Source organism: Sphingobium xanthum, from assembly GCF_019737615.1.
Taxonomy (GTDB): domain Bacteria; phylum Pseudomonadota; class Alphaproteobacteria; order Sphingomonadales; family Sphingomonadaceae; genus Sphingobium; species Sphingobium xanthum.
This window is the reverse complement of record NZ_JAHKKS010000003.1, coordinates 48,927-60,363: the sequence shown is the minus strand read 5'-3', so window position 1 is coordinate 60,363 and position 11,437 is coordinate 48,927. Positions and strand designations below refer to the sequence as shown.

Sequence of the window (11,437 nt, the reverse complement as noted above, 5' to 3'; positions counted from 1 at the left end):
GTCGCGCGTTGCGGATGCTTGCACGCATCTGCGCCGTGCTGGCGGCGGCAGGGCTGATCGCGGCGCAGGGCGCATGGGCGCAGTCGATCCTGCGCGATGCAGAGACCGAGGCGCTGATGCAGGATGCGTCGGCGCCGCTGGTCCGTGCCGCCGGATTTCGAGAACGCAACGTCCAGATCATGGTGATCAACGACCCCAGCATTAACGCCTTCGTGGCGGGCGGGCAGGCGGTCTGGTTCCATAGCGGCCTCATCGCGCAGGCCGACAATCTCAATCAGGTTCAGGGCGTGATGGCGCACGAGCTGGGCCATGTCGAAGGCGGTCACGTCATCCGCTCGATGGAAGGCATCAAGGAGGCGACGGGCATCCAGCTCGTCACCTTGCTGCTCGGCGCGGCGGCGATGGCGGCGGGCGGCGGTGAGGCCGGCATGGGCATCATGGCGATGGGCCAGCAGGCCGCCATGGGTAAGTTCCTTGCGTTCAACCGGGCGCAGGAGTCCAGCGCGGACGCGGCCGGCGCGCGCTATCTCCATGATGCGGGAATCAGTGGCAAGGGCAGCCTCGAATTCTTCAAGAAGCTGCAGAATCTCGAATATCGGCTCTATGTCCCGCAGGACACCTATTTCCGCACGCACCCGCTCTCCAGCGATCGCGTGGCGACCTTGACGCACGTCTATGAGAATGATCCCGCCTGGAACAAGCCGACCGATCCTGCGCTCGAGGCGAGGTTTCAGCGCGTGAAGGCCAAGCTCATCGGCTTCGTGAGCGAGCCGCAGCGCACGCTCCAGCTCTATCCCGAAACCGATCTTTCGGTGCCGGCGCGCTATGCACGCGCCTATGCCTATCACAAGAGCGCCTATACCGACAAAGCGCTGGGCGAGGTCGAGGCGTTGCTCAAGACAGCGCCGCACGATCCCTATTTCCTGGAACTGGAAGGGCAGGTACTGCTCGAATCCGGCAAGCCGGCGCAGGCGATCCCGCCGCTGCGCGAAGCTGTCGAGCGCACGGGTGGCCAGCCGCTGATCGCGACCTTGCTCGGCCATGCGCTGCTCGCGACGGACGACGACGCTTATCTCGCCGAGGCCGAGCGCGTCCTGCGCAATGCCCTGTCGCGCGACAATGACAATCCGTTCGGCTGGTATGCGCTCGGCAATGTCTATCAGCGCAAGGGCGATACGGCACGGGCGGCGCTGGCGACGGCCGAGCGCTATTCGATGGAAGGCCAGGCTGCGCTGGCGCTGCGCCATGCTGAAGTGGCGATGAGCGGCATCAGCCAGGGCACGCCCGATTTTATCCGCGCGCAGGACATCGCGATGGTGAGCCGCGCGGCCATGGAAAGAACCAGGAAGAAATGACCGACAGGCCGACGCTGAAGACCATCCTGCGCGCGGGAGGGGTGATCCTGTCGGCGCTGACGACGCGCACGGGCACGCGCACGCGCCGCCGGCTGGTTGCTCCCACGCTGATTGCCATGTTGGTTACGGGCGGCGCGGCCGTCGCCTATGCGGCGGCGGACAGCGAGTCCAAGGCGGTCGCGGCGACCGATCGCGCCGCGATCGAGGCGATCGTGCGCGACTATATCCTCGAGCATCCCGAGATCATTCCCGAGGCGGTGAAGCGGCTGCAGGCGAGGGAAGCGGCGGCCAAGATCGACGAGAATCGCGCTGAACTCGAAACGCCGTACAAGGGCGCGTGGGAAGGCGCGGAGAGGCCGCGCGTCACGCTGGTCGCGTTCATGGACTATGCCTGCGGCTATTGCCGCGCCTCGCTGCCCGACCTGCAGCGGCTGGTGAAGGACAATCCGGACTTGCGCATCGTCTATCACGAGCTGCCGGTGATCACGCAGGGCAGCGCCGGTGCGGCGAAAGTCAGCATGCTGGCGGCGGAAGCGGGCAAGTTCACATCGTTTCACCAGGCCATGTATGCGGCCGGCGGTGTCGAATCCGACCTCGTGCTGAAGGCCGCGGCCAAGGCCGGGCTGGACGCGGCGCAGGCCAAGGCGGCGCTCGGTGATTCCAGCCGGGACGAGGCGCTGATGGGCAATATCCGCCTGGCGCAGGCGCTTGGCGGCGAAGGCACGCCCCTGTTCGTCGTCGGCGACGAGATGTTCAACGGCCAGGTCGGCTATGACGTGCTGAAGGCAGCGATCCAGAAGGCGCGCGACAAGGGCTGAGGCCGACCGGGGGGCTTCTTTCCAACCGCGCGTTGGAGGCCCCCTCTGCTGCCAAGAGGAGGCCTCCTTTGCGCTGGCCCTGACTGCCCCGGACGGGAGGGGCAAGGGGGCGCAAACCTGTCGGTCAGAGCGGGCAGCGTGACATTCGGATCACCCAGCTCGCTCTCAGTTTTTGTTGTCGCATCGTTTATTGCAGAAAACCGGTTCCCACCTTTCTGCACGATGCTCAGGATCGCGTTTTCAGGCCGATCAGCGAATAAAGCGGGCATGTGCCGATGAGGGCGGTCAGCAGGGGCACGAGGCCGATCCAGCCCCACGGCGTCCTGGGGCCGACGAAGACGAGTGCGATCAGCACGATGCCGATGACGATGCGTAGAAGCCGGTCGATAGTGCCGATATTGCGCTGGCCCATGGCACCTGTTCCTCCTGCTTGCTTTTCGCAGGCGAGCCTAGGCAAGGGACCGGACCGGCGCTTTGACCGGGATCAAATGCGCATCATTGCGTCAGGCGCAGCGCGTAGAGATGGGGCCAGTTCTTGCCGGTGACATAGAGAAGTTCGGCCTTCTCGTCCCAGGCGATACCGTTCAGCACGGCCCCGGAGTCGCGGCCGATATTGCTCGCGACCAGTTCGGAGAGATTGATCCAGTCGGTGACGGCGCCGGTCTTGGGATCGATTTTCGCGATCATCGGCGAGTACCAGATGTTCGCGTAGACGGCGCCGCGCGCATATTCGAGTTCGTTGAGATTTTGCACCGGCACGCCGTCCCAGGTCACGGTGATGCGCTGGCGCTCCTTGTGCGTCTCCGGGTCGAGGAAACGCAGCTCCGCCGTGCCGTCGCTCATGATGAGCGAATGCTCATCGCTGGTGAGACCCCAGCCCTCGCCCGGATAGGAGAAGCTCTTGACCTGCTTGAAGTCCTTGCGGCGCCAGACGAAGCCGAGGCCGCTCTGCCAGGTGATGCTGACCAGTCGGTCCTTCCAGGGCGCGATCCCCTCGCCGAAGAGGTCTGTGCGGATCGGCTTGCTGCGCAGCAATTTCGCCTCGTCGAGGCTGAGCACGCGCAGTTCCGATCGGCCGACGATGCCGGTGCTTTCGTAGAGCTGCCCGTCGGCGATGAAGAGCCCCTGCGTGAAGGCGCGCGTGTCGTGCGGCAAGGTCTTCACGATTTCCCACTTGATGTCGGCCCGCGCGGCGGTCGCGCCGAGCAGCAGCAGGATCGCCGCGAGGAGACGCCGCATCATTCGGCGCTCTCGGCGACCGCCTGTGCGAGCCAGTCTGGCAGCGGCACGTCGGCCAGCGTATCGACCGGGCGATGATCGATGGCAAGGCCGAGCGCGGGGTAGGCGATGCGCAGCCGCGCCGGATCGGACTTGTCGAGTGGGAGGACGACGAGGCGGCGGTTCACCTTGTTGCGATAATGCATGCGCGCGGTGTTCTCCTGCCCGACATAGCAGCCCTTGGCATAATCGACGCCGCCCAGTTCCTCGGCATTGGTCTCGAGCCAGAGCGTCTTGTCCTCACCGAGCTCGGCCGCGCCTTCGGCAATGCCGTGAGCGAGCCGCTGGGCGCGGAAGGCGTCGCTCGCATCGCCCGGTTCGGCCGGCGCGAGCCAGCGATGACCGAGCGCGGCGAGGCGCGGATCGGGCGCGGCGCCGTCTTGCGGCTCGATCGACCAATGGACGGCGAGACTCTCTTCCGGTGTGATCGTGACAGGGCGGCGCAGGCGATACAGGCTGAGCCGTCGGCTCAGCGCCTCGGCGCGCCCGGCCTCGCAATCGAGCAGCACATCGTCGCTGCCTTTGGGGTCGGCCCAAAGGATCATGTCGAACAGCGCCTTGCCTTGCGGCGTCAGCAAGCCCGCATAGCGCGGCGCACCGGGCGCGAGGGTCAGGATGTCCTGCGTCAGCAGGCCCTGGAGGAAGGGCCGAGCGTCGGCGCCACCGACCCGGACGAGTGCGCGATCGTGAAGGGTGGTCGGAAGCATCGGCTTTAGGTAGGACAGGCAAGGTCAATAGCCAAGCCGTCCGGCTCACCGCCGACGCCAAGCGAGAAAAGATTCATGCCCCAGACATTCGATCTCATCCTCAAGAACGGCACGGTCCATCTGCCCGGTGGCCCGGCGGCGGTCGATGTGGGCGTCACCGGCGGCAGAATTGTTGCGATCGGCGCCAGCCTCGGCGGTGCGGGCGAGGTCATCGACTGCACGGGGCTGGACGTCCTCCCCGGTGTGATCGACAGCCAAGTCCATTTTCGCGAGCCGGGACTGGAGCATAAGGAGGATCTCGAATCCGGCAGCCGCGCGGCCGTGCTTGGTGGTGTCACCGCTGTGTTCGAGATGCCCAACACCAATCCCAATACCGACACGGCCGAGCGCGTCCACGACAAGCTCGCCCGCGCGCATCATCGCATGTGGTGCGATCACGCCTTCTATGTCGGCGCGACCGGCGACAATGCCGAGCAGCTGGGCGAGCTGGAGAAGATTCCGGGTACGGCGGGCATCAAGATCTTCATGGGCGCCTCGACCGGGAGCCTGCTCGTCGCCGAGGACGAGGCGCTGGCGCGTTGCCTCGCGCATGGCAGGCGCCGCGTCGCGATCCATGCCGAGGACGAGGCGCGGATGAACGCACGCAAGGACGAGCGGATCGAGGGCGATCCGTCCAGCCATCCGGTCTGGCGCGACGACGAGAGTGCGATGCTGGCGACCAAACGCATCGTGAAGCTGGCGCGGGACGCCGGCCGGCGCATCCACGTACTGCACGTCACGACGCCGGCCGAGCTGGAGTTTCTAGGGCAGAACAAGGATGTCGCGACCTGCGAGGTGACGCCGCAGCATCTGACGCTGGCCGGCGAGGAGGCCTATCCGCGCCTCGGCACCTATGCGCAGATGAACCCGCCGATCCGCAGCGGCGCGCATCGTGAGGGGCTGTGGCACTGGGTCGGCCAGGGCGTGCCGGACGTGTTGGGGTCCGACCATGCACCGCACACGATCGAGGAGAAGAGCAAGACCTATCCGGCGAGCCCCAGCGGCATGCCGGGCGTGCAGACGCTCGTGCCGCTGCTGCTCGATCATGTCGCCAATGGCCGCCTGACCTTGCAGCGCTTCATCGACATGACCAGCGCCGGGCCGCAGCGCGTCTTCGGCCTGGTCGGCAAGGGGCGCATCGCGGTCGGCTATGATGCGGACTTCACGGTGGTCGATCTGCGCGCGCGCTGGACGATGGGCGCCGACTGGATGGCCTCGCGCTGCGGCTGGTCGCCGTTCGAGGGCATGGAGATCACCGGGCGGCCGGTCGGCACGATCGTGCGCGGACATCGCGTGATGTGGGAGAACCAGCTGGCCAATGCGGCGGTCGGCGAGCCTGTCCGCTTCGAAGCCACGACGTTTCCGGGCCACTGAGCGGGGAGGGGGCAGGCATGGCGACAATGGCAGGACGGCGCGGATCGACGATGCGGCGCTGGCGTTTCCCCGGCAACCCGCGGACGCTGCCGGGCAAGCTGTTCCGCTGGGCCTTGATGGGCGCCACCGCCTTTGTCGGCATCTCGGTCGCGCAGGTGGTCATCTACAAGGTCGTGCCGGTGCCCGTGACGCTTACGATGCTGTTTGACGACAATGGCATCACCAAGGACTGGGTGTCGCTCTCGGATATCGATCCCAACATGCCGCGTGCCGCCATTGCGGGCGAGGACGCCAAATTCTGCCTGCATCACGGCTTCGATACCGAGGCGATCCAGCAGGCGATGGAGCGCAACATGCGCGGCGGGCGCATCCGCGGCGGATCGACGATCAGCCAGCAGACCGCCAAGAACGTGTTCCTCTGGCAAGGCGGCGGCTATTTCCGGAAAGGTCTGGAAGCCTGGTACACGGTGCTGATCGAGGCGATCTGGGGCAAGCGCCGGATCATGGAAGTCTATCTGAACGTCGCCGAGACCGGCATCGGCACCTATGGCGTGCAGGCGGGCGCGATCCGCTATTTCGGTCACGGCGCGGACCGGCTGTCGCGCACGGAAGCCGCGCGCATCGCCGCCATCCTGCCTTTGCCCAAGAAGCGCGAAGCCAAGTCGCCGGGCGGCTTTACCTTGCGCCACGGCAATCGCATCGCGCGCTACAGCGGATCGGTCAGGACGCAGGGACTGGAAAGTTGCTTGAAGTGACCTGAAGGTGGCGTTTAGGGCAAAAGGAAAGGGCGGGAGCATCGCTGCTCCCGCCCTTCCTGTTTCGTTGATGGCGTCGATCAGAAGCCGACGGTGACCGAAGCCTGGATCGTGCGCGGCGCGCCGAGCGCGAAGCTCGGGTTGGCGCCCGACAGGCCGCCGGCGGTACCGTGGTTGATCTGCGTGCTGATGTTGCCGAAGTAGAACTTGTCGAGCAGATTGGTCACGTTCAACTGGAAGAAGGTGCGCGGCGCACCGAACTGCTCCAGGCTGAAGCGCGCATCGAGATCGATCGTGTTGTAGCTCGGCACGATCACATCGTTGAGGTCGGTCGCGAAGCGCTTGTCGACCCACTTCCACTGCGCACCGACGCTGACCGGGCCAACCGTCGCCTGCGCACGGCCGCCGACCGTCCATTCTGGCGTTTCAGCAACGCGCTTGCCGGCGAGCGGAACAACTGCCGTGGTGCCGATACGCACATTGTCCTTGAACTCGCTGTGGTTGTACGACGCGAAGCCGTAAAGCGAGAGCTGTTCGATCACCTGCCAGGAGAGATTGGCGTCGAAGCCGTAAGCTTCCACGCTGCCGACGTTGCGATCGACCGAGATGCCCTGCGACTCGTCGAACGAGGTCACGATGCGGTTCTTGAAGTCGATGTACCAGCCAGCAACCTGTGCCTGAAGCTTCGAGGAGCCATATCGCACGCCGAGGTCAAAGGAGTTGGTCGTCTCGGGCGTCACGCTGACCACCGGCGCGCGGTACAGATTGTCCGTGCGCGGTGCCGAAAAGCCCATGGCATAGCTGCCGAAGATGCTGATTTGCGGCGTGATCTTGTAGGTCAGGCCGACGTTCGGAAGCAGTTTATTGTACTTGTACTTCGCCTTGAACGGCGCGAAGTGCGAGCCCGACGGGTAGCTGCCGCTGCTGTTTTGCGGAACGATCTGGATGTTGCCCGCGGGGACCGGACCGGTGCCGGTGTAGAAGGGCTGCGTAGTGCAGGTCGCGAAGCCGCTGCCGCCGGTCTGGATGGGGCAATAGGTTTCGAGGTCACGCTGGAAGAACGGGGCGCGGATACCGACCTCGACGTTCAGCGTGTTGTCGAAGAAGCGACCGAGATACTGGCCCGACACCTGGTTGAGCAGGGCGATCGACAGGCGGTCGCGCTGGGTCATCGCGAAACCGTCTGCATTCAGCACCGGACGCGAATTGCGACCGCCGAAGACGCTCAGCGGATTGCCGAACGCATCCAGATAACCCCATTCGCCAGTCTGGCGATGACGGGCGCGGTCGAACGTGTAAGAGACGCGCACGCGCTGGTCCGGCGAAATCTCGTAGATCAGCGAGGCAAGCGCGGTCCAACGGTTCGTGTTGGTGGTGTTCGGTGTGTAGAAGCCGATCGTGTCCGAAGTGTCGCCGTCGCCGTTGAAATCAACGCCGAGACGGCTCTGATCGGAGCCCTTGAAGCTCGCATCGCTTTCGCGGCGAGCGGTGTAGCCGCCGCCGTTGGCGAGAACATACTGATAGGCTCCGTCGAGCGTGAAGGTAAGCTGCTCGGTAAGCGTGAAGCGCGAGTTCCAGCGCGCATTGCCCGTGTTCGACGGGTTGATGCGGAGCGCATAATAGTTAGAGCAGCTTCCGGTGCCGGTCGTGTTCACGCAGCTCGGGTCATTCTCGAAGTCGAACAGCTGAGCTTCCTGGGCGTCGGTGAGAACGCCAAGGCTGATCGGCGTCGATGCGCTGGTCACGTTGGCGTTCTGGATGACGGACGAACCAAATAGCGTACGCATGTCGCCGACGCTCGGGTTGCGATAGAAAGCGTTGCGGTTCGCGTTGTAGTGACCAGCGAGCGAGATGAAGTCGCCATTGTCGCCAATCGGCTGATAGATGCGGACGTTCGCCTGGAACTTCGAGATCTTGCCTGGCCCCTTGAACTTGTCGTTCTCCGAGCGGCTGGCCGAGATGAAGGCCTTGGTGCCGAACGGGGTGAACACGCCCGTGTCGATCAGGCCAAACATCCGCGAATAGTTGAACTCGCCGATCGAGCCGGAGAGCAGCGCGCCGAACTCATCGCTCGGCTTGCGGGTCAGATAGTTGACTGTGCCGCCGGCGGCTGACGCGGTCGGGCTATCGACATCGGTCGCGCCGAGATTGACATTGACCTGGCTGATCAGCTCGGGGTCGAGCATCTGGTTCGGGTAAATGGCATAGTTGCCCGAATCGTTGAGCGGCAGACCGTCGAACGTCAGCGAGATACGGTTGCCGTCGAAGCCGCGGATACGGATATTGCCGCCCGCCGAACCATAAGCATCGCTCTGCGTGAAGTTCACACCGGGGACCAGGTTCAGAGCGTTGAGAATGGTGTTGCCGGTCGCCTGACGCTGGATCAGCTCGTCGGTCAGCACACCGCGCGCCTTGGTCGTATCGGGCAGGACGACGCCGGCGAGTTCGCGAGGGCCGGTCGAGCCGGTGACGATGATTTCTTCTTCGAAGTCGATCGAGCCGGTCGACTGGGCATGCGCCATCGGCGCCATGCTGACAATTGCCCCGCCGGCGACTGTGGCCGCGAGGAAAATGCGGAAATTGGTGGTCATGGGTGCTCCCCTCTGGAACGACGAAATCTGGTTCATTACATGCGCTTACGGCGCCAGGCTGCCCCGATCGGCTCAAGTGAAGCCGACGCATCCTCTCTGTTGCTGGCGGCCCCCGTGAAGCGCGCTTGTTACTCATTTATGACGATTGGCGCTCTATATCGGCGGACCGCGCCGCCTCGCTATCGCGAAATGGCAGGGTGGCGTTGCGGCAAACCACGGAACGTCCCGAAATCATGATCTAAATCGACGGAATCTCACGAAAATTCAAGGACATATTGTGCGGTGCGGCAAGGATGCAACGCTCTCCGAGAAAATCTTTCCGAAAGATGAACGATCGGGCTCGCGCGGGCCATTGGCGAGTAGATGGGCAGGCGCGGCGCGCCTTGGCGTTACGGGCGGCCGATCCGGGCAATAGTTGCCGTTACGGCGCCGGGGATTCGCGTCCATCCGGTGCGATTCGGTTGCCGGTGGAGGCATCGCGCCGGCTCGCCAGCAGCGGCGCCATCGCCAGCAGCCAGGCCGCGCCCGCGATCCATCCGCCCATGACGTCGCTTGGCCAGTGGACGCCCAGCCACACGCGGCTGAGTCCGGTTGCGAGGATCATGGCCGCGCAGAAGGCGCTGAGTGCGCGCGACGGCCAGAGCAGCGCGATTGCGCCGAAGAGCGTCATGGCGCCGGCCGCGTGACCGCTCGGAAAGCTGTGGCTGGTGACGGCGAGCAAGGGTTCTATCGCGTCAGGACGCGGTGCGGCGAAGGCCAGCTTCACCAGTGCGTTGATGGCCATCATCGCCGCGACGCTCGCCAGCAGCCAGATGACGGCGCGGGGCCGTCCGGCGCGCGCGAGGAACAGGGCGATCACCAGCGCGATGAAGATGCGCCCGCCGCCCTTACCGATCGCGTCGAGCCGATAGGCGGGGGCCGTCACCAGATCCGCGCCCGGCCATTGGCGCAGACGCGCGACGACGCGCATCGCCAGCGTGTCGATGCCCGCGAACAGGCCGGTCGGCTGCAGCAGGCCGATGGCCCCTACGAGCGCGATCAGCGTGCCCGCGAGCGCCAGCCTGCGGCTCCAGCTCATGCCGGAGGTCAGATGTGGATCACCCGTCCGTAGGCCGCGAGCACGGCCTCGTGCATCGTCTCGCTAATCGTCGGGTGCGGATAGACGGTCTGCATGAAGTCCTGCTCGACCAGTTCGGCGGTCTTGCCGACCGTGTAGCCCTGGATCAGCTCGGTCACTTCCGCGCCGATCAGGTGCGCGCCGAGCAGTTCGCCGGTCTTGGCATCGAACACCGTCTTCACGAAGCCTTCCGGTTCGCCGAGCGCGATGGCCTTGCCATTGCCGATGAAGGGGAAATTGCCGACCTTCACCTCATAGCCGGCTTCCTTCGCCTTGGCCTCGGTGAGGCCGACGCTGGCGATCTGCGGGTGGCAATAGGTGCAGCCCGGGATGTTGCGCGGGTCCATCGCGTGCGGATGCACGCCCTTGTTGCCGAGCGCTTGCGCGATCGCCTCTGCGGCGATGACACCCTCATGGCTGGCCTTATGTGCCAGCCATGGCGGTGCGGTCACGTCGCCGATCGCCCAGAGGCCCTTAACATTGGTCGCGCAGAGCGGCGTGGTCTTGATGTGACCGCGCTCCGTCTCGACGCCAAGCGTGTCGAGGCCGATATTTTCGGTATTGGGCACGATGCCGATCGCGACGATCACATGGCTGAACTCGGTCGTTATGACCCTGCCGTCCTTGTCCTTGATCGATGCCTTCACTGCGCTCGCCCCGGTTTCGATCTTGTCGACCGTCGCCTTGGTGAGGATCGTCATGCCCTGCTTCTTGAGCGCCTTTTCGAGATGCGCGGAGACGTCCGCATCCTCGACCGGCACGATGCGGTCCATCATCTCGACGACGGTCACGTCCGCGCCCATGTCGTTATAGAAGCTGGCGAACTCGATGCCGATCGCGCCAGAGCCGATGACGAGCAGCTTGGTCGGCATTTCCGGCGGGGTCATGGCGTGGCGATAGGTCCAGACGCGCTTGCCGTCCGCGGGGAGATTGGGGAGGTCGCGGGCGCGGGCGCCGGTCGCGACGATGATGTGCTTGCCCTCGATCTGGGTCGCCTTGCCGTCGCTGTCGGTCACGCTCAGCTTGCCCGGCGCGGTCAGCACGCCGGTGCCCATGTGGACGGCGATCTTGTTCTTCTTCATGAGATGCGTGACGCCGGCATTGAGCTGCTTGGCGACGCCGCGCGAACGCTTCACGACCGCCGCGATGTCCGCGCTGATCTTGTCGGCGGCGAGGCCATAGTCCTTAGCGTGCTGCATATAATGGTAGATTTCGGCCGAGCGCAGCAGCGCCTTGGTCGGGATGCAGCCCCAGTTGAGGCAGATGCCGCCGAGCAGCTCGCGCTCCACGATCGCCGTCTTGAGGCCGAGCTGGGCGCCGCGGATTGCCGCGACATAGCCGCCGGGGCCGGAACCGAGGACGATGAGATCGTAAGTATCAGCCACAATAAGCTCCCTGAGCGT

Annotated in this window: 10 protein-coding genes; 4 read left to right on the top strand and 6 right to left on the bottom strand. The window is 65.1% G+C overall.

Annotation, left to right across the window (positions count from 1 at the left end):
• Positions 1-14 precede the first annotated feature (14 nt).
• Positions 15-1,355 carry a M48 family metalloprotease gene (locus tag KM135_RS06205; protein WP_246605793.1) on the top strand — a complete coding sequence of 447 codons (1,341 nt, stop codon included), beginning with the start codon at positions 15-17 and terminating at the stop codon, positions 1,353-1,355.
• On the top strand, positions 1,352-2,173 hold the full coding sequence (locus tag KM135_RS06200) for a DsbA family protein (protein ID WP_221713129.1): 822 nt from the start codon (positions 1,352-1,354) through the stop codon (positions 2,171-2,173). Before KM135_RS06205 ends, KM135_RS06200 begins: the two co-directional genes overlap by 4 nt.
• A gap of 226 nt (positions 2,174-2,399) precedes the next feature.
• On the opposite strand, the gene KM135_RS06195 is transcribed toward KM135_RS06200, so the two are convergent.
• The 3 genes from KM135_RS06195 to ygfZ all read right to left on the bottom strand — a co-directional run bounded on the left by KM135_RS06195 (position 2,400) and on the right by ygfZ (position 4,158).
• A complete protein-coding gene (locus KM135_RS06195) occupies positions 2,400-2,585 on the bottom strand; it encodes a YgaP family membrane protein (protein WP_221713128.1) in 186 nt (61 codons plus the stop codon).
• 83 nt (positions 2,586-2,668) lie between these two features.
• Positions 2,669-3,412: a glutaminyl-peptide cyclotransferase gene (locus tag KM135_RS06190; RefSeq protein WP_221713537.1), complete on the bottom strand. Its 744-nt coding sequence runs from the start codon at positions 3,410-3,412 to the stop codon at positions 2,669-2,671.
• Positions 3,412-4,158: a CAF17-like 4Fe-4S cluster assembly/insertion protein YgfZ gene (ygfZ, locus tag KM135_RS06185; RefSeq protein ID WP_221713127.1), complete on the bottom strand. Its 747-nt coding sequence runs from the start codon at positions 4,156-4,158 to the stop codon at positions 3,412-3,414. Before ygfZ ends, KM135_RS06190 begins: the two co-directional genes overlap by 1 nt.
• A 75-nt stretch (positions 4,159-4,233) precedes the next feature.
• Here ygfZ and KM135_RS06180 point away from each other — a divergent pair, with 75 nt between their 5' ends.
• Positions 4,234-5,571, top strand: a complete 1,338-nt coding sequence (locus KM135_RS06180; protein ID WP_221713126.1) for a dihydroorotase — start codon at positions 4,234-4,236, stop codon at positions 5,569-5,571.
• A gap of 50 nt (positions 5,572-5,621) precedes the next feature.
• Positions 5,622-6,326 (top strand): monofunctional biosynthetic peptidoglycan transglycosylase, encoded by a 705-nt coding sequence (gene mtgA / locus KM135_RS06175; RefSeq protein WP_425517015.1) that lies wholly within the window; start codon positions 5,622-5,624, stop codon positions 6,324-6,326.
• Positions 6,327-6,406: 80 nt separating this feature from the next.
• On the opposite strand, the gene KM135_RS06170 is transcribed toward mtgA, so the two are convergent.
• The 3 genes from KM135_RS06170 to lpdA form a co-directional block, all read right to left on the bottom strand.
• Entirely contained in the window at positions 6,407-8,917 is a 2,511-nt protein-coding gene (locus tag KM135_RS06170; protein ID WP_246605792.1) for a TonB-dependent receptor, read from the bottom strand.
• A 421-nt stretch (positions 8,918-9,338) separates the two neighbouring features.
• Positions 9,339-9,995, bottom strand: a complete 657-nt coding sequence (locus KM135_RS06165) for a phosphatase PAP2 family protein (protein ID WP_221713124.1) — start codon at positions 9,993-9,995, stop codon at positions 9,339-9,341.
• Between the two features lie 8 nt (positions 9,996-10,003).
• Complete coding sequence (lpdA, locus tag KM135_RS06160; protein WP_221713123.1) at positions 10,004-11,419, bottom strand: dihydrolipoyl dehydrogenase; 1,416 nt, start codon at positions 11,417-11,419, stop codon at positions 10,004-10,006.
• Between the last annotated feature and the right edge of the window lie 18 nt (positions 11,420-11,437).

Excerpts from the sequence above, each read along its gene's own strand:
- KM135_RS06200 (WP_221713129.1), top strand. The coding sequence starts at position 1,352 with ATGACCGACAGGCCGACGCTGAAGACCATCCTGCGCGCGGGAGGGGTG.
- KM135_RS06170 (WP_246605792.1), bottom strand. The coding sequence starts at position 8,917 with ATGACCACCAATTTCCGCATTTTCCTCGCGGCCACAGTCGCCGGCGGG.
- KM135_RS06195 (WP_221713128.1), bottom strand. The coding sequence starts at position 2,585 with ATGGGCCAGCGCAATATCGGCACTATCGACCGGCTTCTACGCATCGTC.
- mtgA (WP_425517015.1), top strand. The coding sequence starts at position 5,622 with ATGCGGCGCTGGCGTTTCCCCGGCAACCCGCGGACGCTGCCGGGCAAG.
- KM135_RS06190 (WP_221713537.1), bottom strand. The coding sequence starts at position 3,412 with ATGCGGCGTCTCCTCGCGGCGATCCTGCTGCTGCTCGGCGCGACCGCC.
- KM135_RS06180 (WP_221713126.1), top strand. The coding sequence starts at position 4,234 with ATGCCCCAGACATTCGATCTCATCCTCAAGAACGGCACGGTCCATCTG.
- KM135_RS06205 (WP_246605793.1), top strand. The coding sequence starts at position 15 with ATGCTTGCACGCATCTGCGCCGTGCTGGCGGCGGCAGGGCTGATCGCG.
- ygfZ (WP_221713127.1), bottom strand. The coding sequence starts at position 4,158 with ATGCTTCCGACCACCCTTCACGATCGCGCACTCGTCCGGGTCGGTGGC.
- KM135_RS06165 (WP_221713124.1), bottom strand. The coding sequence starts at position 9,995 with ATGAGCTGGAGCCGCAGGCTGGCGCTCGCGGGCACGCTGATCGCGCTC.